Below are 21,333 nucleotides of genomic sequence, written 5' to 3' on the forward strand. Positions count from 1 at the left end.
ACAGGAAGCAGGGAACAGCGAGCATGGCTACGACGCGTACCGCGCACACCGTCTGGCAGGGCAATCTGGCCGAGGGCAAGGGGACCGTCACCTTCGACTCCTCCGGCATCGGCGAGCAGCCGGTCTCCTGGCCGTCCCGCGCCGAGCAGGCCAACGGCAAGACCAGCCCCGAGGAGCTGATCGCGGCGGCCCACTCCAGCTGCTTCTCGATGGCGCTCTCGCACGGCCTCACCCAGGCGGGCAACCCGCCCACCCAGCTGACCACCCAGGCCGAGGTCACCTTCCAGCCCGGCACCGGGATCACCGGGATCCACCTCACCGTGGAGGGCACGGTGGAGGGTCTTGACGAGGCCGCGTTCGTCGAGGCGGCCGAGGGCGCCAAGAAGAACTGCCCGGTGAGCCAGGCGCTCGCCGGTACGGAGATCACGCTGTCGGCGAAGCTGGCCTGACGTCCTCCATACGCTGCAGCAGTCCCCAGGTGAACTCCGCCACATAGTGGCGGAGTTCACCGTTGTCCGCCTCCGGCGCGTCGAAGGCGAGCCGCCAGCGGGTGGGCGCCGAGCCCTCCATGGGCCGTGCGGGCGCGAAGGCGCGCGCCACCTCGTCCACCGTGCAGGACCAGGGCAGCAGATCGGCGGCCGTACGCAGCCGGGGTCCGGGCGCGCCCGGGGCGCGCACCAGCCACTCGTTCCAGACCGCCCCGTTCGGCGCGGTGAGCACCTCGAACCGCAGATCCGGCCACAGCGGCACGGACCAGCTCAGCGCCTCGCAGGTCAGATCGCCGATCCGGCGGGTGGCGGTGGACTCGGGCGGGCCCAGTACGGAGCGGTAGCGGGCGACCGCCGAGCGCCGCCGCGGCGAGCGCTGCATGGCCTGCCAGCGGCGGTTGGCCTCGCGCATCACCGCACGCCCGAAGCCCAGCTCGCGTAGTGCGTCCTCGACCAGCCCCGGCTGATGGTCGGCCATCCGGCGCAGCAGCACGAGGACGAAGGGGAAGGGGGCGGGGAACGAATCGGGCTGAGCGAATGAGCCGGGCGCGGAATCCATGGCTCCTATCGTGGCGTACGGGCTCGTCGTGCGGTGGCGTACGGGCTCGTCGTGCGGTGGCGTACGGGGGTGTCCTCGTCCGGTGGCGCAAGCGCTTCCCCTCGCATCGTGCCTTTGCCGGACCATTGCCGGGGGAAGTCCCCTCCGCATAACCTGTGTTCGCGATACCGGCCACCGGCCGGAATCTCGAACGCTTGCCATCTGAACCAGAAGGGGAGGGCGAGCACTATGGGACGCCTGGTGCCCGCGGTGACACGGGCTCTGGACATACTCGAGCTCTTCCTGGACGGGGACGGCACGCTCTCCGCGCCCGAGATCACCCGTCGGCTCGGGCTGCCCCGTACGACGGTCCATGAACTGGTGACCACTCTGGCCGCCCGCTCCTATCTGGTCCAGCTACCCGACCAGCCCGGCCGCTATCGGCTCGGGGTGCGGCCGTACCAGCTGGGCAGCCGCTACGCCGAGCAGCTCGACCTGGCCGCCGAGGGCCAGCAGGTGGCCCGGAGCGTCGCGGAGACCTGCGACGAGACCGTGCATGTCGCGATCCTCGAGGGCATGGACGTCATCTACATCGCCAAGGTCGACTCCACCCACGCCGTCCGCATGGTCTCCGCCGCGGGCCGCCGGCTGCCCGCCCACTGCACCTCGGTCGGCAAGATGCTGCTCGCGTCCCTCCCGGAGGACGCCCTGGCCGCGCGGCTGTCCGGCGATCAGCCACTGGCCGCGATGACGGACAACAGCATCACCTCCCCCGCCGAACTGCGCCGCCACCTCGACACCGTGCGCGAGCGCGGCATCGCGGTCGAGCAGCGGGAGTCCAACCCGGATGTGAACTGCGTGGCGGCTCCCGTACGGGACTCCGCGGGGAAGGTGGTCGCGGCGCTGTCGATCTCGGTGCCGACGATCCGCTGGAGCGATGAGCGCCAGGCCGAGCTGGAGGAGCTGGCGGCCAAGGGCGCGGGTGAACTGTCGGTGCGGCTGGGACATCGGAGGCGGGACATATGAGCACACGGCCATCGCTCGAGATCGCGGTGCGCGCGAGCGCCGTGCTCGGTGAGGGACCCACCTGGGACGCCGCCGCCCAGCGGCTGATCTGGGTGGACATCCTCTCCTCCCGTGTCCACACCTACGACCCCGCCACCGGCCGCCGCACCACCCTGGGCACCGAGCAGCACGTCGGCGCGGCCAAGCCCCGCGCGGGCGGCGGCCTGGTGGTCAACCTCCGCGACGGCATCGGGGTGTACGGGGCGGACGGCGGCTTCGACTGGCTGCTGCGCGAGGCGGTCCCCGGCCGCCGGGGCAACGACGCCGCCGTCGCGCCCGACGGCTCGCTGTGGGCGGGCACCATGCGCTACGACGAGGGGGCCGGCGGCGGCACGCTCTCCCGGATCGGGTCCGACGGCTCCCGTACGGAGTTCTTGCCGGCGGTGACGGTCAGCAACGGCATCGGCTGGAGCCCGGACGGCCGCCTCATGTACTACATCGACACCCCCACCCGCCGTATCGACGTCTTCGACGTCCCCGATGCCCCCGATGTCGCGGACCCGGACGGTCCGGTGGTCTCGGGCCGGAGGCCGTTCGCCGAGGTCGAGGAGGGCGCGGGCTTCCCGGACGGGCTGTGCGTGGACGCCGATGGTGCGGTGTGGGTCGCCCTGTGGGACGGCGCCGCGATCCGTCGCTACGCCCCTGACGGGACACTCGATCGGGTGGTGGAGCTGCCGTTCAGGCGCCCGACCGCGTGTGCCTTCGGCGGTGCGGACCTCACCGATCTGTATCTGACCTCGGCACGCGTCGGACTCGGCGCCTCCGCACCGCCGCTCGCCGGGTCACTGCTGGTCATCCCGGGCGTGGGGCAGGGGTTGGCGCAGCCCGCCTTCGGCGGCTGAGCGGGGCCGGGCGGACCCCGGCCGTCCCCGGGACAGGGCCCTGACGAGGGCTTTCGTACGGTTCTTTGCACAGGATCCTCACACCCCGCGTCCTGCTGACCTACCCGTTGGTCACATAACCTGCCCGGCGAAATGGATTACTGCTCTCCCTGTCGCCGCCATCTCAACGGTGCCGTCTCCTGCCCTGGATGCGGGAGGCCCGTCGAGGATCTCGGGCTGCCCTCTGCCGCGTCGGACGCGGCGGACGAGGGCGGCGCCGGGGCCGAGGCGCCCGCCACGCGGGCGGAACGGCGGGCGGACCGTCGGACGGCCCAGGCTTCCCGCGCCTCCGGCACCACCCGGGCCTCCGGCACCACTCGGGCCTCGCGCCGGAAGCCCAAGTCCCGGGGCCTCTTCGGCCGCCGCGCCCGCCGGGCCCGCCGGGCCCGCCGGGGCCGGGGACGCCGGGTGGCGATCCTGGCATCGGTGCTCGGCCCGGTGCTGGTCGCGGTGTTCGTGGCCGAACTGGCCACCGAGGGGCACTGGCGGGAATCCTCCCCGGCGCCCAGGCGGCAGGAGCCGGTGGCCGACCGCGACGGCGGCGTGACCGAATCCGCCGAGACGATCGTCCAGGACACGACCGGCCCGAGCGCGGGCCCCTCGGCGGCGGATGGCGAGGACCGAGACCCATCCCAGGACGAGGACAAGGACAAGGGCGGCAAGAAGTCCAAGGGCGAGAAGGACGACACCTCGCCCGATCCGGACGGGTCCTCGTCCTCCGGCCCGTCGGACGACTCCCCGTCGGCCCCGGGCGGCTCCGGGGCGACCCATCGGCCCACGACCCCGTCGAAACCGAGGCCCACCGCCCCGGCGACCGTCGCGCCGACGCCGAGCCGCCCGACGCCCACGGAGACCTGCCAGCGGTTCCTGTGGTGGTGCACGTAGAGGGTGTCCGGCGGATCGTGCCGCCTGCGGCGGGCTGTTCCCCTCCCCGCCCCTCCCCGAAACCGGGGCTCCGCCCCAGCCCCCGGACCGGGGCTCCGCCCCAGCCCCCGGCAGGGGCTCTCGCCCGAGGCGCCGCGCCGGGGTTCCCGCCGCAGGCCCGGGCAGGGGCTCAACTTGAGGTCCCGGGTCGGGGTTCCCGCCGCAGGCCCGGCAGGGGGTTCGCCCGAGGCCGCGGGTGGGGGTTCCCGCCGCAGGCTCCGGCAGGGGCTCAGCCTGAGGCGCCGGATCGGGGCTCTCGCCGCAGGCCCGGCAGGGGGTTCGCCTGAGGCCTCGGGTGGGGCTCAGCCTGATTCCCGGGTCGGGGTTCGCGCCGCAGGCCCCGGCAGGGGGTTCGCCTGAGGCGCCGCGCCGGGGTTCCCGCCCCAGGCGCCGGACCGGGGTTCCCGCCCGAGGCCCCGGCAGGGGGTTCCCGCCTCAGATCCCCGGGTCGGGGTTCCCGTCGTAGGCCCCGGCGGGGGCTCAGTCTGAGGCGCCGGGTCGGGGCTCTCGCCCAAGACCCCCGGCAGGGGGTTCGCCCGAGGCGTCGGATCGGGGCTCCGCCCCTTCCCGGGGCGTCGATATGCGGTTCCGCCGCGTGGCGGGGCTCTGCCCCGGGTCTCGGGGTCCAGGGGCGGAGCCCCTGGTATCGGGAAGGGGCGGGGAGGGGAACGATCCGCCGGACACCCCGTCGCCGGGCGGTCCCAGCGACACGCATAACGGCCTCCGCGGCGCGGCTTGCGGCGCGGCCCCTACGGCGCGCTGCCCAGCATCCGTTTGAGCAGGTCGCGCAGTATCGTGCGCTCCTCGTCCGAGAGCTCGGCCAGCGGCTCGCGCGCGAAGTCGAGCGAGCCGCGGAGCCGTGCGGAGGTCTCCCGGCCCGCCTCGGTGGCGGCGGCCAGCTTGACCCGGCGGTCGGCCGGGTCAAGGCGGCGCTCGGCGAGGCCGCGCGACTCCAGGCGGTCCACGATCCCGGTGACGTTCGACGGCTCGCACTTCAGCTGCTGGGCGAGCCGTCGCATCGGCGTCGGGCCGCCGGCCAGCAGGGCCAGCACCCGGGCCTGTGCCCCGGTCAGGGAGTGCTTGGCCGCGGCCTCCTCGTATTCCTCGTGATAACGGGCCACGATGGTGCCGATGAGCTCGACGACCTCGAGGGTCAGCGGGTCGGTACGGGACGTCATGCCCACCAGGGTACCCATTTACTTGACAACATGAAATATCAAGCAGCATGATTGTTTCATCTGCTGAAGCATAGGAGAGGCCCCTTCCATGTCCGTCATCCCCACCACCGGCCGTGAATGGCATCTGGTCGCCCGCCCCCAGGGGTGGCCGAAGCCGGAGGACTTCGCACTGCGCGAGATCCCGGTCTCCGAGCCGGGCCCCGGGCAGGCGCTGGTGCGCAATCTCTACATGTCGGTGGACCCGTACATGCGCGGCCGCATGAACGACGTGAAGTCGTACGCGCCGCCGTACCAGCTGGACCAGCCGATGGGAGGCGGCGCGGTCGGCAAGGTCGTCGCCTCCAACGCGGAGGGCATCTCCGTCGGCGACCACGTCCTGCACTTCGGCGGCTGGCGTGAGTACGCGACGGTGGACGCCAAGAGCGCCGTCAAGGTCGACCCCGAGATCGCCCCGCTCCCCGCCTACCTCGGGGTGCTCGGCATGCCGGGCCTCACCGCCTACGCGGGGCTGCTGGAGGTCGCCTCCTTCAAGGAGGGCGACGCGGTCTTCGTCTCGGGCGCGGCGGGCGCGGTGGGCAGTGAGGTCGGCCAGATCGCCAAGCTCAAGGGCGCCTCCCGGGTGATCGGCAGCGCCGGTTCGGACGAGAAGGTCCGGGTGCTGCTCGACGAGTACGGCTTCGACGCGGCCTTCAACTACAAGAGCGGCCCGGTCGGCGACCAGCTGAAGGAGGCCGCGCCGGACGGGATCGACGTCTACTTCGACAATGTCGGCGGTGAGCACCTCGAGGCCGCCATCAGTCGCCTCAAGGTGCACGGCCGGATCACCGTCTGCGGCATGATCTCGCAATACAACGTCACCGAGCCGCCCGCCGCCCCGCGCAACCTCGGGATGGTCATCGGCAAGCGGCTGCGGATGCAGGGCATGCTGGTCGGGGACCACCAGCACCTTCAGGAGCAGTTCTTCCAGGAGGTCGGCGGCTGGATCCGCGAGGGCAAGCTGCACTACCGCGAGACCGTCATCAAGGGCGTGGAGAACGCGGTGGACGCCTTCCTCGGGATGCTCCGTGGGGAGAACACCGGCAAGATGATCGTCTCGTTCGAGGACTGAGCCTTCGAGCACTGAGCCTTCGAGGACTGAGTCATCGAGCGCTGAGCCTTCGAGGACTGACGGTTCGCCCGCCCCTGCCACCCGTGTGGCAGGGGCGGTCCCGGCTATCGCAGCACCACCGTCGTCAGCGAACGCCCCGGCAGCTCGACCGCCAGCCGTCCGTCGCGCACCCGCGCGGTTCCCAGGCGGAAAAAGTTCCGGAACGTTTCCGTAACGTCGGCCGCACGCTAGAGGCGTCGGTGAGATGGGTCAAGGGATCGCTCGACGGCGAATGCCTGGCGGCTCGGCGAGTACATAATCGGTTGCCTGTCGGCGACGGCGGCGGATGCAATGTCCGGCATGGTCACCCAGGCGCGCCCGCCACGGCGGGACGGATCATCCGTCCAGATCGGTGCTCTCGTTCCGCTGTCTCGGCCCGGCTGGGTCGAGGCGGGCCAACATGTGCTCGCCGGACTCGAGTTGGCCGTACGCGACGTCAATGACGACGGCGGGATCGCCGGAAGCCCACTCGAGCTGGTGGTCCGGGACACCGCGGCCGATCCACAGCGGGCCGCGGCGGCTGTGGACGAACTGGCCCAGCTGGGCGTGGCGGCCCTGGCGGGGGAGTACCACAGCGTCGTCGCTCGTGCCGCCGCCGCCCGCGCCGACGCCCTCGGCCTGCCGTTCCTCTGCTCGTCGGCGGTTCTCGACGCGCTCACCGAACAGCCGACGGACTGGGTCGCGCGCCTCGCCCCGGCACAGTCCCACGGCTGGCGGATCTACGCGGACTTCCTCCTCGGCGCGGGCCACCGCCGCATCGCCGTGGCCACCCAGCCGAGTGTCTACTGGGCGTCCGGGACGCGCGTTCTGCGGGACCATCTCGCGCCACGCGGCGGCACCGTCATCGAACTCGACATGCGCGCACTCACCCCCGCGGCCGTGTGCGACGAACTCGTCGCCCATCGCGCGACGGCCCTCCTGCTTCTGGCCGGCCACCCGGAGCCGGCCGTGTCGATCGTGAGGTCCGTCCGCCGCGACCAGCGCCTCGCCGGGGTCATGATGGGTGCTCCGGCCGGGCAGCCGGAGTTCGCCGAGTGGGCGGCGTCGCTGGGCGACGACGGCGCCGCGATCCCGTTCCTGCGCTATCTGCCCGAGCGCCTCGGCCCGCTCGGCGCACGAGTCGAGACGGCCCTTCGCGAGCGGCTGGCCGCGGCGCCCTCCTTCGTCGCCTTCGAGGGCTACGACACGGTCACCGTCCTCGCCGAGGTGCTGCGTGCTCAGGGCACGGACCGGGCGCGCGTCGCCGCGTCCTGGTCGCGCGTCGCGGTCGAAGGCACCCGCGGGCGGATCCGGTTCTCCCGCACGCCGGGCATCGGCGTGTGGCAATGGACTTGGCCGCCGGTCCAGGTCGTCGACCGGGATCCGGCGGAGCCCGATCGCTTTCGGGTCCTTCACACCGGCTGAGCGGGCACGGCTGAGCGGGCACGGAGGTCCGGCTGCCCAGTGCCTCCGTTCACCGGGTGCCGGGGCTCCCGGCGCACAGCGCGTGGTCGATCAGGGCACTGGCCGCGTTCTCCTGGTCCAGGATGTGCTCCGGGGTGTCGCCGCGCGCCTCGGACATGGAGACCACGGCGCTTCGCCCGCCGCCGTCGGTGACGCCGTTGAGGGTGATGTAGCCGCCGTCCCCGCCCTCGTGGCTCCAGTAGGTTCCGCCGCAGCTCAGGGGGCGTTCGACCAGGCCGAGCCCGTATCGGCCGCCGGGCCACAGCCGTTGCACCTCCGCGCTCACGGGGACGGTCCGCTTCATCTCGGCCAGCTGCCGCGGCGGCAGCAGGCGGCCGGCGAGCAGCGCGCGGAGGAAGCGGTTCTCGTCCCGCGTGGTCGTGACCCACGAAAGGTTCTCGTGGTCCACCGGTATCTGGTCGGTGACGTCCACCACGGAACCGGGGCCGAAGAGCTGGTAGGCCTTGGCGTGCGGCCGGGGCAGGGTGGGCGAGGTGCCCATCCACCGGGTCCGGTCGAGGCCGAGCGGGCGCAGAACGCGGTGCTCGATCTCCTGGTGGGCGGGGTGACCGGTGGCCTTCTGGATGACCATGCCGAGCAGGACATAGCCGGTGTTGGAGTACGCCCAGCCCTCGCCGGGCGGGAAGTCCGGCGCGTGGGCCATGGCGCGGGCCACCAGCCCCTCGGGGCCGTGGATGTCGTGGCGCTGCTGGTAGTACTCCCCCGGCGTGGTGTATCCGGGCAGGTCGTCGTGGATGCCGCTGGTGTGCTGGAGCAGTTGGCGGAGGGTGATCCGGCCGCCGTCGTTGCCGTTGCCCCGCACCACTCCCGGCAGCCAGTGGTCGACGGTGTCGTCCAGGGAGAGTTCGCCCTCGGCCTCCAGCTGGAGGACCACGGTGGCGACCAGCGTCTTGGACGTACTGGCCATGCGGAAGTAGCCGTCGGACGGGACCGGGCGGCCGGTGTTCAGGTCGGCGGTGCCGCTGGTGGCGACCGACTGCCGGCCGTCGGGCGCGATCGCGCGGGCCTGCACACCGCTGACCCCGAGGGCGTGGATCGCCTCGGTGTCCTGGCGCAACCGCTCCCCGGGGGCGGGACCGGTGGGACCGGCCGGACCGGCCGGACCGGCGGGACCGGCGGGACCGGCGGGCCGGGCGACGGCGGTGGCCGCCTGGGCGGCGAGCAGCGTAGCGACACCGAGTGCCACGGCGAGGTGCCTTCGCGGAGTCGAAGTCATGGCCGAACGCTAATTTCGCCCCCGGCGGGGTGCGATCCGGCACACCCCAGGATCGGAAGGGGGATATCCCCCCAGTGCGGGCCGCTCAGCCCGGACACCCCGACGGTGTCCTGCCATTGACGCACGCCGTGGCGAGATCTTACGGTCGCGTTCGAAGAAACGAGCGCTGGTCGATATGTCGAATAGTCGCGCCCTCCCGCACCCGCGCGGTCGCGACACCCGAAGAGATGGGCCGTCATGCCGCAGACCGATTCCGCCCGGTTCACCCTCGACCCCGCCTTCGCCGTCGGCGACGTCAACCCCCGCCTCTTCGGCTCGTTCGTCGAACACCTCGGACGCTGCGTCTACACCGGCATCCACGAGCCGGGCCACCCGGCCGCCGACGAGGCCGGGCTGCGTACCGATGTCCTCGCGCTGATCCGGGAGTTGGGCGTCACCGTCATCCGGTATCCGGGAGGCAACTTCGTCTCCGGCTACAAGTGGGAGGACGGTGTCGGGCCGGTCGAGGAGCGGCCGCGGCGGCTCGATCTGGCCTGGCGTTCCACCGAGCCCAACCGGTTCGGGCTCTCCGAGTACATCGACTTCGTCCGTAAGGTCGACGGCGAGCCCATGATGGCGCTCAACCTCGGCACCCGCGGCGTCGCCGAGGCCCTCGAGCTGCAGGAGTACGCCAACCACCCGTCCGGCACCGCCCTCGCCGACCTCCGGATCGGCCACGGCGACAAGGATCCGTACGGCATCGGGCTGTGGTGTCTGGGCAATGAGATGGACGGCCCCTGGCAGACCGGCCACAAGACGGCCGAGGAGTACGGACGGCTCGCCGCCGAGACCGCCCGCGCGATGCGGCAGATCGACCCGGACGTGGAGCTCGTGGCGTGCGGCAGCTCCAACCAGTCGATGCCGACGTTCGCCGCCTGGGAGGCGACGGTCCTCCAGGAGACCTATGACCTGGTGGACCACATCTCCCTGCACGCCTACTACGAGGAGCGCGACGGCGACCGCGACTCCTTCCTCGCCTCGGCCGTGGACATGGAGTCCTTCATCGAGAACGTCGTCGCCACCTGCGATCACATCGGCGCCCGGCTGAAGTCGAAGAAGAAGATCAACCTCTCCTTCGACGAGTGGAACGTCTGGTACCAGACCCACTACCACAACGCCGAGCCGCTCAACTGGGAGGAGGCCCCGCGCCTCCTGGAGGACAACTACTCCGTCACCGACGCCGTCGTGGTCGGCTCGCTGCTGATCGCCCTGCTCCGCCACGCCGATCGCGTCACCGTCGCCTGCCTCGCCCAGCTGGTCAACGTCATCGCCCCGATCATGACCGAACCGGGCGGCCCCGCCTGGCGGCAGACCACCTTCTACCCGTTCGCGCAGGCGTCGGCGCACGGGCGCGGGCGGGTGCTGCGGGTCAACGTCGACAGCCCGACGTACGAGACCCCCGTCTACGGCGAGGTGCCGCTGCTGCACGCCACCGCCGTGCTCGACGAGTCCACCGGCGCGGTGACGGTCTTCGCGGTCAACCGCGACCAGCACCGGCCGCTCCCGCTGGAGATCGCCCTGTCCGCCCTCCCGGTGACCCGTGTGGTCGAGCACGCCGTCCTCGCCGACGCCGACCCCGAGGCCCGTAACACCCTCACCGACCCCGAGCGCGTCACCCCGCGTCCCGGCGAGGGCACGGGGCTCGCGGACGGCGCCCTGCGCACCACGCTCGAGCCGATGTCCTGGAACGTCATACGCCTGGCCTGAGCATCCGCCCGAGTATCCGGGCGGGAAGGGCCCCGCCCGGAGGGCCGGGCGGGGCGTGGGCGGAACGCGGGAACGAGGAACGCGGGAACGAGGAACGAGGAACGGGGGACGGGGGACGGGACGAGGTGCGGCGGCGTGGCCGGTCAGGCGTCCGGGTCGACGCCGACCGTGAGCGTGCCGCGATAGCCGGCGGATGGCGTGCTGCCCAGCGCCGTCACGGCGAGCAGTCCGGCGGCGGTGCCGCCGTTGCCGTAGATGCCGTCGGCGGACAGGGGAGTGCGGGGGACGGTGTTGGTGGAGTACGGGGAGAGCTTGGCCACCGCCTCGGTGATCTTCTCGTCGAAGAAGAGCTGACCGGTGTGGATCTCGTTGCCGCCGGTGAACGAGCCGTCCGGGGTGAGCGTGACGCCCGTGTGCACCTTGAGGTGGACATGGATGCAGCGGCCCCGGTACCAGCCGGGGTAGATCCCGGTGAGCCTGGCCACCCCGTCGGTGCCGGTGAGCACGCCGCCGCGCAGGAACTTGCCGTTGTCCGGCTCCTGGTGGCCGTTGTTGCCGACGAAGCCGGAGTACTCGCCGAGCGCGTCGCAGTACCAGATCTCCACCAGCGCCTTGTTGATGGGCGCGCAGGTGGCGGTGTCCACGGCGGTGAGGACGAGTTCGAGCGGGACTCCCTTCTTGTCCTCGGTGACGTCCGCGCGCACGAGGGCGTGGTCGAGGTAGTACGGGCCCTCGGTGAGCTCCTTGGTGAGCGTGCAGATGGCGGCGGTGTCGCGGGCCCCGGTACCGCTGGTGCCGGTGGCCGTGGTGGTCCCGGTGGCCGCGGATCCGGCCGCGGATCCGGCGGCCGTGCCACTCGCCGCGGCCGACTCCGGGCGGGCGGCGGCCGTGCCCGCGCCGATTCCGATGGCCGCCGCGGCGGCGCTTCCGGCGAGCAGTACTCTTCGGCGCCCCATGGGGGCGGAGGATAAGTCTGTCATGAGCATGGAAAGGTAGGGGTGGTTTCTGTGGGACGCCTGTGGATTCGGCAAAGTCCCCGCCCGTCAACTCTCGATACGGCCAACTCCCTTACCTCATACGAGTGTTGACAGCGTCACAAGCGCTTACTAGCTTCTTCCGGGATGGCCGCTGTCCGCCGGGGCGATCCTGACCACATCGCCCGGCGCCAGGGCCCCACACCCGTCAGAGCCGCAACCTTTGGCGATCTCCACCGGCCTTTGTGATCAGCGTGCTTGCCGCCCACCCTCGCTCATCCCGCAAGCGATTACCCCTCCCGTGTGGAGATCCTCCGAATGAGAGGACTCCCCCATGCGCTCGACGCACGACCACGGCACCACGCACGACGGCGATGTCCTGGACGACGGCGATGTCATGGACGTCACCCGCGTCACCCGCGTCACCGTCCGCGACCGACGCCGGCTGACCGCGGTCGCCGCGGGCGTCACCGCGGCGCTCGCCCTCGGCGGCCTCTCCACGGTCTCCGCCCATGGCGCGGACCCGGCCGACGCCACACGCGCCGACGCCACACGCGCCGACTCCGCACGCTCCGACACCGCACACGCCACCGCCGCACGCTCCGCCACGGGGACGCGTCCCGCCGCCGAGACCACCCCCATCGGCTTCGGCGCCGGTACCACGGGCGGCGGGAACGCCACCGCCACCACCGTGACCTCCCTGGACGCCTTCAAGGCCGCCGTCACCGGCGACAAGGCCAAGGTGGTCAAGGTCTCCGGGCTGATCTCCCTCACCGGCCAGGTGGACATCGGCTCCAACACCACCGTGCTGGGCGTGGGTTCGGGCTCAGGCTTCACCGGCGGTGGACTGCGGCTGAAGGAGTCGACGAACGTCATCGTCCGCAACCTCGCCATCAGCAAGCCCCGGAAGCCGTCCGACGGCATCACCGTGCAGAAGTCCACCAGGGTGTGGATCGACCACAACACCTTCTCGGCCGACCGCGACCACGACAAGGACTACTACGACGGTCTGCTGGACATCAACCACGGCTCGGACAACATCACCGTCTCCTGGAACAAGTTCGCCGACCACTTCAAGGGCAGCCTGGTCGGCCACAGCGACAACAACGCGAGCGAGGACACCGGTCACCTCAAGGTGACGTACCACCACAACTGGTTCACCAACGTGTACTCCCGCATCCCCAGCCTGCGCTTCGGCACCGGCCACTTCTACGACAACTACGTCCAGGGCGCGGAAACCGGTGTGCACTCCCGGATGGGGGCGCAGACGCTGGTCGAGAACAACGTCTTCCGCGACACCGAAGTGGCCGTCACCACCAGCCGGGACAGCGATGTCGACGGCTACGCGGTGCTGCGCGGCAACGACCTGGGCGGGGCGGCCACCGAGATCTCCCGGACGGGCAGCTTCACCACCCCGCCGTACGCGTACACGGCGGAACCGGCGTCCTCCGTCGTGGCCACCGTCACGGCCCAGGCGGGCACGGGAAAGCTCTGAAACGCGTCAGCGCCGGCACCCTGCCGTGGCCGTGGCCGTGGCCGTGGCCGTGGCCGTGGTCGTGGTCGTGGCCGTGGCTGTGGTCGCGATCGTGGTCGTCAGGAGGGCAGCACCCACATGGGGTTGGCGTAGAACCACAGATCGCGCCACGGATCCGCGTCGCCCGGCACATCCATCGCCGGGCCGTGCGGATCCACCGCCGCGCCCCGCGCGCCCACCGCCGCACGGTTGCCGTCGGTGCCGCGCAGCCGTACGTACAGCGGGCGGTCCACCGGGCCGAGGTCGTAGGAGAGCCGGACCGTTCCCGTCGTGCCGCTCACCTCGAACGACTTCACCACCCGGGTGCGCGGCGCCGCGAACGTGTCACGGTCGCTCACCGCCCCCGTGACCTCGCCCTGGATGACGTCCACGCGCGCCAACTCCGGTACGAAACCGGCCCAGTTGGGGCCGTTAGCCAGGGCGATGTCCACCTCGAGCCGCACCCGGGTGCCGCGCTCCACGTGCAGCGTGCCGCCGAGGGTGACCGAACGGCCCCGGCCACCGCCGAGCCGCGCGTCCAGGCCGCTGATCAGCCCGCCGTGGTCCACCCACACCCGGCCCGCCCGGATGCCGTCCATGACGGCGGCGTACGAGAAGTCCTCGGCGCCCACATGGGTACGGCTGTACTGGCCCGGCCAGTAGTCGTTCTCCGCCAGGTCGAGCCCGCCCCGGTACACCGGGTCGTTCTGCCGTCCGTTGGTCTCGTAGTCGCTGCCGGGGCCGCGCATCGCGGTGTCGGCGTAGACGTTGTGGGAGTCGGAGTTGGCGGTGATCCACCACGGCTTGCCCTCGCTGAGCAGGCTGTCCCACAGCCCGCCCACCGTGGCCGTCATCCAGTCGAAGCCACCCCAGGTGCGGTACGACTCGGCCGGGTACGCGGCGAAGGACTGCGGCCCCGGGGCGTTCTCGTACAGCCCGCGCGCACCGCCCGGACCGTGCGCGGAGGCCGGGATCCCGGCGGCCTGGTGGCCCGGCGCGCCCTCCATGCCGACGGCGATATGCGGCTGGGCGTCCCGCCAGCCCCGGATCTCGTGCGGGGAGTCCAGGCCCTTGCGGGCGGGGTGGTTGGCGAGCATCAGCGCGGCCTTGACGCGCCGTCGGCGCACCGCGTCGGAGAGGAAGTCAAGACCGGCGATGGCCAGGGCCTCGTTCCGCGGGGTGGAGTCGCCGGCGTTCTTGACCGACCCGTCGAAGGAGTTCTCGAACTCCTTGAGCACCGCCACCTCGTCCCGGCCGGGGTGGACGAAGACCGTGCCGTGCTCGGCGCCGGGGATGTTCCACTCCAGCCCCTGGAAGACCAGCGCGTCCCGGTGGGCCGCGCGCGCCTCGCGGATGTCGGGGTTGACCTTCTCGACCCCGATCCGGGCGTGGGTGACGTTCCCGTGGTCGGTGATCACCATCCAGTCCAGGCCGTGCCGGGCACCCTGCCGCACCTGGTCGATGACCCGGTACTTGCCGTCGTTGCTGTACTGGGTGTGGATGTGGTGGTCCCCGGCCAGCCACAGATAGCCGCCGCCGTGCCGGGAGCCGGGCGACGCCGCGCCACTCGCCGCGACGGCGCGCGCGGTGCCGCCGTCCAGCACGCCCACGGCGCCGAGCCCCGCGCCCAGCAGCCCCGCCCGGCGCAGCATCGAGCGCCGGGAGAGCTGGTCGGGGGTCAGCTCGTCGTCCCGTACGGACAGGTCGAGGGCCGGGGGCAGGCTGTGCACCGCGAGTTCATCGTGAGGGTGGTGATGTCCGGGGGCCATGAGCGCGAAGGTAAGGACCGCGGTTGAACACCAGCCGAACACCGCACGCCCAACAGCCCATCGTCAGCGGTTCATCAGCCGAGAGGACACCTCCTTGAGACTCATCGGACGCTTAGCCATCGCCGCCGCGGCGGCACTCACCCTCTGCGCGACCGTCACGACATCCGGCGCCACGCCCGCGGTGGCCGACACCGGCACCCACCAGGCCACCACGGGCACGTTCAACGTCCTGACCTACAACGTGGCGGGGCTCCCCGAGGGCCTGTCCTCCAGCCACCCCGCCAAGAACACCCCGCTGATCTCCCCCCGGCTCGGCGCGTACGACATCGTCAACGTCCAGGAGGACTTCAACTACCACGCCGCGCTCTACGCCGGTGACGACCACCCGTACCGCACCCCCACCAGCGGTCCCGCCGTCTTCGGCGACGGTCTGAACACCCTCTCCGACCTGCCGTACGACGGCTTCGAGCGGGTGAAGTGGAAGAGGTGCAACGGCACCGACTGCCTCACCCCGAAGGGCTTCAGCGTGGCCCGGGTGCGGCTGGCCGAGGGCGCCTACCTCGACCTGTACAACCTGCACCCCAACGCGGGGACGACGGACGCCGACCTCGCCGCCCGCCGCGCCAACGTCACCCAGCTCTCCGACTACATCGCCGCCCACTCCGCCGGCAACGCGGTGCTCGTGATGGGCGACACCAACACCCGCTACACCCGCACCGCCGACAACATCCGCGACCTCGCCACCCGTAACGGCCTCACCGACGCCTGGGTGGACCTCGTACGCGGCGGCTCGGCCCCGCCCGCCGGTTCCGACGCCCTCGTCTGCGACCCGGACAACGTCACCGACACCTGCGAGGTCGTGGACAAGGTCCTCTACCGCTCCGGCCCGCGGCTCTCCCTCACCGCCACCCGCTACCACAACGCGCACACGTCCTTCCTCGACGCCGACGGCAAACCGCTGTCCGACCACTATCCGCACACCGTCGACTTCACCTGGCGGACCGGCGAACCCGGCGTTCCTGTCGCGTCACGCTAGGCCAGTAGGCTTCGGCCCATGCGTGATCTTGTGAGTGGCTTCGGTTATCTGATGAAGGGGCAACGCTGGGCGGCCCGGCACGGGAGATGGTGGGGGTTCGGGATGATTCCCGCCCTGATCACCCTCGTCGGATACGCGGCGGCCCTCGTCGCCCTCTTCTTCTGGACCGACGACGTCATCGCATGGGCCACGCCCTTCGCCGACGACTGGTCCTCACCCTGGCTCGGCGTCTTCCGCGGCGCGCTCTCGATCCTCTTCGCCGCCACCTGCCTCTTCCTCGCCATCATCACGTTCACGGCGGTCACGCTGCTGGTCGGCCAGCCCTTCTACGAGTCGCTCTCCGAGGCGGTCGACCGCACCGAGGGCGGCGCGGTGCCCGAGTCCGGGATGTCGACCTGGGCGGAGCTGTGGATAGGGCTGCGCGAGGCCATCGCCCTGCTCATCCGCGTCGCCCTCTGGAGCGTGCTGTTCTTCGCGCTGGGCTTCATCCCGGGGGTCGGCCAGACCGTGATCCCCGTACTGGCCTTCTGCGTGACCGCCTTCTTCCTCACCGAGGAACTGACCTCGATCGCCCTGCTGCGCCGCGGCATCCTGCTGAAGGAGCGCCGCCGCATGCTCCGCTCCCGCCGCCTCCTCTCCCTCGCCTTCGGCGTCCCGCTGTCCGTCCTCTTCCTGATCCCGCTGGTCGCGGTCTTCCTGATGCCGGGCGCGGTCGCGGGCGCGACGCTGCTCGTACGCGACCTGACGGGCGAGGACGAGGACGCGGCGCCGCAGGGCGAGACGGCGGCGGGCCCGGCGGGCGCCTTCAACGGCGTGAATGGCGGGTCGTAAGGGGGCGTAGCCGCGCCGACCTGAAGACCCGCCTCCCCGGCCTCCGAAGCGACCCGTTAGCCCTCTACGGCGTCATCCTCCTCAGCACGCGGCGCGCTGGATGGCGCTCACGTGCGCTTGCCGCCCTGCTCCTCCCACTCCTCGCGAAGAACCCCATAGACGATGGAGTCACGCCATGCGCCGCGCACGTGGACATGGCCGCGAATGCGCCCCTCTTCCATCAGGCCCGCCGCGAGCAGCGTCTTCTCCGAGGCGACATTGAGAGGAGCCCGGGCCGCCCAAACCCGGTGAAGGCCGAGATCGGCGAAGGCGAGGCCGAGGAGGAGGCCGACTGTCTCCCGTCCGTATCCCACTCCCCAGGTGTCCGGTCGCAGGGCGAATCCGATGGTCGCCGCGCTTTGTTGGTGGGGGTCCAGCGCAAGGCGGGCAAAGCCCACCAGCTCACCGCCGCTGCGCGCGGCCACTGCGAGCGCGTACTCGTCGCGTGGGGTCGCCGACGCCGAGGCAATGGAACGCGCAACGATGCCTCCGACTTCGGCACGCGAGCGGGGTGTGAAGCTCAGGTGCTCGGTGGCGTCCGGGCTGCCGTAAATCGCGAGAACGGCATCCACGTCATCGATGGTGAGTTCGCGCAGCGAGAGGCGAACGTCGTCGCGAAGGACCGGATACATGGCGGGACTCTACCTCTGTCCGTTCAGCTGGGCAGGGCCAGCGCGGGACGGCTACTGAAGACCGCGATCTCCGCGCGCAACTCCCGCGCCGCGGCGGCGTCCCGGACCATTCCGCGCATGAGCGATGAGCGCACCCGCTGAACGGAGCCGATGATGCCGGCGTTGCGCTGGTTGGGCGGGAGGTCGAGTACTGGCTGGACTGCTTCGACGGCTCCGTCCAGATCGCCCGTGGAGAGGCGAGCGAGAGCCAGGTCCGACTGCGTTCCGGCCAGGTCGCCGAATGCCCAGTACGGGTCGTTGGGGTCGCTGAAGCCGTGCACGGCTTCCTCGGCACGTGCGACGAGATGTGCGTTGCCGTCACCGAGCAGTACGCACGCTTCGACTTCGTAGTAAGCCTGCTTGACCTGTGGAAAAAAGAAGTTTCCGCCAAGTGCGTCCAAGTCGTCCGGCAGGGTGCGTTCCCGCAGGTCCTCTGCGCGGCGGTTCGCTGCGTGGACGGATTCCGCATCGCCCAGCAAGGCCGCCGCTCGCGCTTCCAAGCCCGCCAGCCACACGTTGACGCTGCCGCGTAGGTTGCCTCCTGTGGAGGTTCCCTTACGGGCATAGTGCAGGGCGTCCTCGGGGCGATCAGCCCAATAGGAGATCAATGACTGGAGCCCTCGGACCCATGCGGCCATTCCTTGGTGCTCGGCCTGGTCGGCGCAGACGGCGGCGGTTCGGGCCTGCATCATGGCTGACTGGGGATCACCGAGGTCGTGTGCCGCCTTGGCCAGCATTCCCGACTGGAGTGAAGCGAGTAGGTACAGGTCACGGATCTGCGAGGGCCTGGCGTGGCCGCTCTCCAGCAGACGGAATGTCTCGTCCTGAATGTGGGTGAGATCATCCAGGATCATTCCAAGGGGGACACGAACGTAGATCTCAGCGATGCGCCGAACCTCGTCCTGGAGATGCGCCAGCGTTTCCTGTCCTACTTCGTTTCGCTCCGCACCGATGGCAAATCGGATTGCGCGCCTTGCGGCCATGGCTGCGTGCCTTTCCATCCAGGGAAGGTCCGCGTCGGGACCGACGCGGCATTCGACGTGCTGCGGGCTGGCGGCGATGCGCCAGCGCTCGGGAAGTACGGGTTCGACCGTGGGCGGTACTTCGGCGAGGAGCTGGGTGATCGGCCGTTTGAAAAGATGACTGAGTACACGTCGTGCGTCGTTTTGCGGCGTCACCTTTCCGAAGTACCAGCGTTCGAAGGTGCTCTCTGAGAGGGTGAGCGTGGCCAGGGATGACGCTCCTGTCTCCTGGGCCAGGCTTCGAGCGGCCAGCTGATACTGATGAGCGAAGGCCGCGTAGTCCTTCCAACCCTGTTCGTCCAACAGGACCCGGAGGAGCGTTGTCATCGGAGTCCCCTTGCGCTGTGGTTCCCAAGCCCGTGTAGCGACGGTACGGCCGTTATTCCCGCGACGTCGCGTGCTCACCGGTAAGTCAGCGACTCTGACCCAACTCTGACCGGAGTCTGCCCAAAGGCGTTCGTTCGGCTACCCCAGACTGACGGCGGTCTGACGGTGGATCTGCACCGGAAGTGGTTGCGACGCTCGGTCCAGTACCTCGTTACGTGCACGAATGGCGACTGACCGTAGTCACCTTGGCGCGTAACAAGACCGCAAGCAAAATGCCCGGAGAGGGCCATGGACCAGCCCGAATGCTTCGTCGTGTCCTGCTCGCGCACACCTCAGCAGGTGGCGCGGTTACGTCGCCTTGGAGCGGCGCATCTCAGATTGTGGGGGCTCCACGACTGTGTTGAGACGGCGAAGCTACTTATCAGCGAGCTTGTCACCAATGCAGTTCGGTATGGAGAGGCGGATGAGATCGGCTTCTCCGTTTCCCGCTGGAGGAACGAACTCCGCATCGAGGTGAGTGACGGCAGTCCTGGCCACCCCATGGTCAAACGACCGAACCCGGGAGAGGAAAGCGGCCGCGGGATGCTTATCATCGACGCCCTTGCCAAGAATTGGGGTACCAGCCTGGATGGCACCCTCACCTGGTGCACTATCGCCGCGCCGGACCCCATCGCGATGTCGCCGGGGTTCTGGTGCGAGTGGCGCTCGGGTGACGGAACACGGCTCGCCTCGAACGCATCGCCGTCGCCGGACTCGGCGATCCACTGGGCCCGCGTTCAAGGGCGCGTCGTCGCGGTCGCTATGGGAGTACCGGCCGTCGGCTACTTCTGGGACCTGCTGTCCGATGCGTGGCGTGGGCCCGCGGAGGCCCTGGAGCGGGGCGAGGCATTCACGCTTCGCATGACGGCTGGGCCGTACACCTTCATCTGGCATGCACGCCCTGCGGTCTTCCTGCCGATCGTCGAGAGCACACCGTCCCCTCATGATCCGCAAGGAGCGGTTGTCCTTCCTCCTCTGCGCCCTTATTGAGTCCGCCCACCGTATGGAGGTTGTCGTGGCCCACACGCCTGCCCCACTCGCCGCGCCCGACGTCAGGTCGTGGCCGCGACCACCGTGAGGATTGAGCGGACCTGGACGGTGATGGCCTCGCGGTTGTGGACGAAGTCCGGGTCGGTGACCTGGCCCGTGGCGGGGTCGGTGTTGCCCGGGCCGAACTGGAGGACCGGGGTGTGGAGATGGCCGCCCGGGGCCTTCAGGCCCACCGCGTCGCGCAGCAGGGTGGCGCGGTAGGCGATCTCGTTGGAGAGGTAGTCGCCGCCGCCGCCCGCGCGGGCCGTCGAGCCGGGGGTCGGGCCGTTCGGCCGGACCACCGGGGTCGTGGCGCCCGCCGGGATCTCGGTGACCTCCGTGTGGTCGTAGACGGGGGTGGCGCCGGTGTTCGCCGTGACGATCTTCTCGTAGGGGAGGGTGGTCGTCGTCCACTGGGGCTGGGGGTTCGGGGTCGGCACACCGGCCGGGATCGGTACGGTCTCGGTCCGGGAGATGTTCGCGTTGTCGGGGTAGCCGCCCCGCCAGGCGCCGTTGGTGCGCTCGACGTCGAAGCGGCCCACTCGGCCCTGGCTGACCGTCATGAACGCGTCCACCCGGCGCGGGCCCGACCGGAAGGCGGGCAGCAGGGTCCGCTCGACCGTGCCGTCCGCGAAGTCCGTCCAGCGGACGGGGAAGACGGCGGTCTCGACGCGGGCCGGGCCGCTGTCCGTACGGATCGTCGTCCCGTCCAGCGCGAGCGCCGCCGCGCCGGAGGGGTTGGAGCGGCGGACATCGGCGTCCAGCTGGAACGGGTCGAAGCCGGTGACCACGATGCGCTTGATGTGCTTACCGGCCTTGTCGGCGGGGAGGTCGAGTGAGTCCTGCCCGCGGGAGGTGCGCTCCAGCGTGGTGAGGAGCGCGGCGCGGCGGGCGTCGGTGAGCGGGAAGCCCGGCTGCCACTGGCCGAGCGCCCGGGTCATGCCGAGCCGCGCCCAGTACAGCGGCCGGTCGTCGTCCCGGCTGAGGTCCCCGCCCGCGGGTCCCCGGCCCTGTACGCGGTCCACGGCGCGCTTCCACAGATGCCCGCCTTCGTGTGAGATCACTCGCTCGGCCTCGGTGGCGGAGTGCGTCCCCGCCAGTGCGCGGGCGAAGTCCGGCGCCGCGTCGTCGAAACCGCTGCGGCGCAGGATCTCCTGGGGCGCGGCCTTGTCGAGCCGCTGCTCCTCGACGGTGGGGGTGGCGGTGGTGTCGGCTGCGGCCGTCGTCGGCGCGGCGAGGCTCAGGGGAGCGGCGGCGAGCAGGGCGGCGCCGAGCAGGGCGAGCCGGGGGCGTATCGGTCTCATGCGGGGTCCTCTCGGGTGAGGAGGTGACGGATGACGGGGGCCGGAGGCTGGGGCTGGGGCCGGGCGCCAGGGGCCCGGGGAAAACGACAACCCCTCCCGTACCGTGCTCTGGAGCACGGTACGGGAGGGGAA

18 protein-coding genes and 1 pseudogene are annotated in these 21,333 nt (G+C 71.1%); 11 read left to right on the forward strand and 8 right to left on the reverse strand.

The window, feature by feature from the left end:
* Positions 1–23 precede the first annotated feature (23 nt).
* The gene (locus JK364_RS35625; protein WP_037959433.1) at positions 24–449 is read left to right on the forward strand and encodes an OsmC family protein; all 426 of its coding nucleotides are present in this window, start codon (positions 24–26) and stop codon (positions 447–449) included.
* On the opposite strand, the gene JK364_RS35630 is transcribed toward JK364_RS35625, so the two are convergent.
* On the reverse strand, positions 424–1,047 hold the full coding sequence (locus tag JK364_RS35630) for a hypothetical protein (RefSeq protein ID WP_201855513.1): 624 nt from the start codon (positions 1,045–1,047) through the stop codon (positions 424–426). The two genes, JK364_RS35625 and JK364_RS35630, sit on opposite strands and share 26 nt — an antisense overlap.
* Before the next feature lie 228 nt (positions 1,048–1,275).
* On the opposite strand from JK364_RS35630, the gene JK364_RS35635 reads away from it, so the two are divergent.
* From JK364_RS35635 to JK364_RS35645, 3 genes are all read left to right on the forward strand, one after another.
* Positions 1,276–2,052 (forward strand): IclR family transcriptional regulator, encoded by a 777-nt coding sequence (locus tag JK364_RS35635; protein ID WP_201855514.1) that lies wholly within the window; start codon positions 1,276–1,278, stop codon positions 2,050–2,052.
* Positions 2,049–2,933, forward strand: coding sequence for an SMP-30/gluconolactonase/LRE family protein (locus JK364_RS35640; RefSeq protein ID WP_201855515.1), 885 nt, complete (start codon positions 2,049–2,051; stop codon positions 2,931–2,933). Before JK364_RS35635 ends, JK364_RS35640 begins: the two co-directional genes overlap by 4 nt.
* Before the next feature lie 132 nt (positions 2,934–3,065).
* Positions 3,066–3,857 carry an SCO2400 family protein gene (locus JK364_RS35645; protein ID WP_201855516.1) on the forward strand — a complete coding sequence of 264 codons (792 nt, stop codon included), beginning with the start codon at positions 3,066–3,068 and terminating at the stop codon, positions 3,855–3,857.
* A gap of 788 nt (positions 3,858–4,645) precedes the next feature.
* Here the strand turns inward: JK364_RS35645 and JK364_RS35650 are convergent.
* Positions 4,646–5,074 carry a MarR family winged helix-turn-helix transcriptional regulator gene (locus JK364_RS35650; protein ID WP_201855517.1) on the reverse strand — a complete coding sequence of 143 codons (429 nt, stop codon included), beginning with the start codon at positions 5,072–5,074 and terminating at the stop codon, positions 4,646–4,648.
* An 88-nt stretch (positions 5,075–5,162) separates the two neighbouring features.
* Here JK364_RS35650 and JK364_RS35655 point away from each other — a divergent pair, with 88 nt between their 5' ends.
* A complete protein-coding gene (locus JK364_RS35655) occupies positions 5,163–6,182 on the forward strand; it encodes an NADP-dependent oxidoreductase (protein ID WP_201855518.1) in 1,020 nt (339 codons plus the stop codon).
* A 330-nt stretch (positions 6,183–6,512) separates the two neighbouring features.
* Entirely contained in the window at positions 6,513–7,625 is a 1,113-nt protein-coding gene (locus JK364_RS35660) for an ABC transporter substrate-binding protein (RefSeq protein ID WP_201855519.1), read from the forward strand.
* Between the two features lie 49 nt (positions 7,626–7,674).
* On the opposite strand, the gene JK364_RS35665 is transcribed toward JK364_RS35660, so the two are convergent.
* A complete protein-coding gene (locus JK364_RS35665) occupies positions 7,675–8,901 on the reverse strand; it encodes a serine hydrolase domain-containing protein (RefSeq protein ID WP_201855520.1) in 1,227 nt (408 codons plus the stop codon).
* Between the two features lie 237 nt (positions 8,902–9,138).
* On the opposite strand from JK364_RS35665, the gene arfA reads away from it, so the two are divergent.
* On the forward strand, positions 9,139–10,647 hold the full coding sequence (gene arfA, locus JK364_RS35670; RefSeq protein ID WP_201855521.1) for an arabinosylfuranosidase ArfA: 1,509 nt from the start codon (positions 9,139–9,141) through the stop codon (positions 10,645–10,647).
* A 143-nt stretch (positions 10,648–10,790) separates the two neighbouring features.
* Here the strand turns inward: arfA and JK364_RS35675 are convergent, their stop codons facing one another.
* Positions 10,791–11,633, reverse strand: a complete 843-nt coding sequence (locus JK364_RS35675) for an intradiol ring-cleavage dioxygenase (RefSeq protein ID WP_201855522.1) — start codon at positions 11,631–11,633, stop codon at positions 10,791–10,793.
* Positions 11,634–11,955: 322 nt separating this feature from the next.
* Between JK364_RS35675 and JK364_RS35680 the strand changes: the two genes are divergently transcribed.
* Positions 11,956–13,116 carry a pectate lyase family protein gene (locus JK364_RS35680; protein ID WP_230993008.1) on the forward strand — a complete coding sequence of 387 codons (1,161 nt, stop codon included), beginning with the start codon at positions 11,956–11,958 and terminating at the stop codon, positions 13,114–13,116.
* A 98-nt stretch (positions 13,117–13,214) separates the two neighbouring features.
* On the opposite strand, the gene JK364_RS35685 is transcribed toward JK364_RS35680, so the two are convergent.
* Positions 13,215–14,903, reverse strand: coding sequence for a PHP domain-containing protein (locus JK364_RS35685; RefSeq protein WP_230993009.1), 1,689 nt, complete (start codon positions 14,901–14,903; stop codon positions 13,215–13,217).
* A gap of 94 nt (positions 14,904–14,997) precedes the next feature.
* On the opposite strand from JK364_RS35685, the pseudogene JK364_RS35690 reads away from it, so the two are divergent.
* Positions 14,998–15,900: pseudogene (locus JK364_RS35690) on the forward strand (exonuclease/endonuclease/phosphatase family protein); the annotation flags it as partial.
* A gap of 57 nt (positions 15,901–15,957) precedes the next feature.
* Entirely contained in the window at positions 15,958–16,770 is an 813-nt protein-coding gene (locus JK364_RS35695) for an EI24 domain-containing protein (RefSeq protein ID WP_201855523.1), read from the forward strand.
* 107 nt (positions 16,771–16,877) lie between these two features.
* Here JK364_RS35695 and JK364_RS35700 read toward each other — a convergent pair whose 3' ends face one another.
* Positions 16,878–17,441: a GNAT family N-acetyltransferase gene (locus JK364_RS35700; RefSeq protein ID WP_201855524.1), complete on the reverse strand. Its 564-nt coding sequence runs from the start codon at positions 17,439–17,441 to the stop codon at positions 16,878–16,880.
* Positions 17,442–17,464: 23 nt separating this feature from the next.
* Positions 17,465–18,829, reverse strand: coding sequence for an NsdA family TPR-like regulatory protein (locus JK364_RS35705; RefSeq protein WP_230993010.1), 1,365 nt, complete (start codon positions 18,827–18,829; stop codon positions 17,465–17,467).
* A gap of 288 nt (positions 18,830–19,117) precedes the next feature.
* On the opposite strand from JK364_RS35705, the gene JK364_RS35710 reads away from it, so the two are divergent.
* Positions 19,118–19,858 carry an ATP-binding protein gene (locus JK364_RS35710; protein ID WP_201855525.1) on the forward strand — a complete coding sequence of 247 codons (741 nt, stop codon included), beginning with the start codon at positions 19,118–19,120 and terminating at the stop codon, positions 19,856–19,858.
* 62 nt (positions 19,859–19,920) lie between these two features.
* Here JK364_RS35710 and JK364_RS35715 read toward each other — a convergent pair whose 3' ends face one another.
* The gene (locus tag JK364_RS35715) at positions 19,921–21,201 is read right to left on the reverse strand and encodes a pyroglutamyl-peptidase I (RefSeq protein WP_201855526.1); all 1,281 of its coding nucleotides are present in this window, start codon (positions 21,199–21,201) and stop codon (positions 19,921–19,923) included.
* Positions 21,202–21,333 lie beyond the last annotated feature (132 nt).

Source organism: Streptomyces endocoffeicus, assembly GCF_016741935.1.
Taxonomy (GTDB): Bacteria; Actinomycetota; Actinomycetes; order Streptomycetales; family Streptomycetaceae; genus Streptomyces; species Streptomyces endocoffeicus.

What these genes read in the sequence shown, in the direction of transcription:
- JK364_RS35665 (WP_201855520.1), bottom strand. Translation starts at nt 8,901, where the DNA reads ATGACTTCGACTCCGCGAAGGCACCTCGCCGTGGCACTCGGTGTCGCT.
- JK364_RS35630 (WP_201855513.1), bottom strand. Translation starts at nt 1,047, where the DNA reads ATGGATTCCGCGCCCGGCTCATTCGCTCAGCCCGATTCGTTCCCCGCC.
- JK364_RS35715 (WP_201855526.1), bottom strand. Translation starts at nt 21,201, where the DNA reads ATGAGACCGATACGCCCCCGGCTCGCCCTGCTCGGCGCCGCCCTGCTC.
- JK364_RS35680 (WP_230993008.1), top strand. Translation starts at nt 11,956, where the DNA reads ATGCGCTCGACGCACGACCACGGCACCACGCACGACGGCGATGTCCTG.
- JK364_RS35700 (WP_201855524.1), bottom strand. Translation starts at nt 17,441, where the DNA reads ATGTATCCGGTCCTTCGCGACGACGTTCGCCTCTCGCTGCGCGAACTC.
- JK364_RS35695 (WP_201855523.1), top strand. Translation starts at nt 15,958, where the DNA reads ATGCGTGATCTTGTGAGTGGCTTCGGTTATCTGATGAAGGGGCAACGC.
- JK364_RS35675 (WP_201855522.1), bottom strand. Translation starts at nt 11,633, where the DNA reads ATGCTCATGACAGACTTATCCTCCGCCCCCATGGGGCGCCGAAGAGTA.
- JK364_RS35685 (WP_230993009.1), bottom strand. Translation starts at nt 14,903, where the DNA reads ATGGCCCCCGGACATCACCACCCTCACGATGAACTCGCGGTGCACAGC.
- JK364_RS35660 (WP_201855519.1), top strand. Translation starts at nt 6,513, where the DNA reads ATGTCCGGCATGGTCACCCAGGCGCGCCCGCCACGGCGGGACGGATCA.
- arfA (WP_201855521.1), top strand. Translation starts at nt 9,139, where the DNA reads ATGCCGCAGACCGATTCCGCCCGGTTCACCCTCGACCCCGCCTTCGCC.
- JK364_RS35650 (WP_201855517.1), bottom strand. Translation starts at nt 5,074, where the DNA reads ATGACGTCCCGTACCGACCCGCTGACCCTCGAGGTCGTCGAGCTCATC.
- JK364_RS35640 (WP_201855515.1), top strand. Translation starts at nt 2,049, where the DNA reads ATGAGCACACGGCCATCGCTCGAGATCGCGGTGCGCGCGAGCGCCGTG.
- JK364_RS35710 (WP_201855525.1), top strand. Translation starts at nt 19,118, where the DNA reads ATGGACCAGCCCGAATGCTTCGTCGTGTCCTGCTCGCGCACACCTCAG.
- JK364_RS35655 (WP_201855518.1), top strand. Translation starts at nt 5,163, where the DNA reads ATGTCCGTCATCCCCACCACCGGCCGTGAATGGCATCTGGTCGCCCGC.
- JK364_RS35705 (WP_230993010.1), bottom strand. Translation starts at nt 18,829, where the DNA reads ATGACAACGCTCCTCCGGGTCCTGTTGGACGAACAGGGTTGGAAGGAC.
- JK364_RS35645 (WP_201855516.1), top strand. Translation starts at nt 3,066, where the DNA reads ATGGATTACTGCTCTCCCTGTCGCCGCCATCTCAACGGTGCCGTCTCC.
- JK364_RS35625 (WP_037959433.1), top strand. Translation starts at nt 24, where the DNA reads ATGGCTACGACGCGTACCGCGCACACCGTCTGGCAGGGCAATCTGGCC.
- JK364_RS35635 (WP_201855514.1), top strand. Translation starts at nt 1,276, where the DNA reads ATGGGACGCCTGGTGCCCGCGGTGACACGGGCTCTGGACATACTCGAG.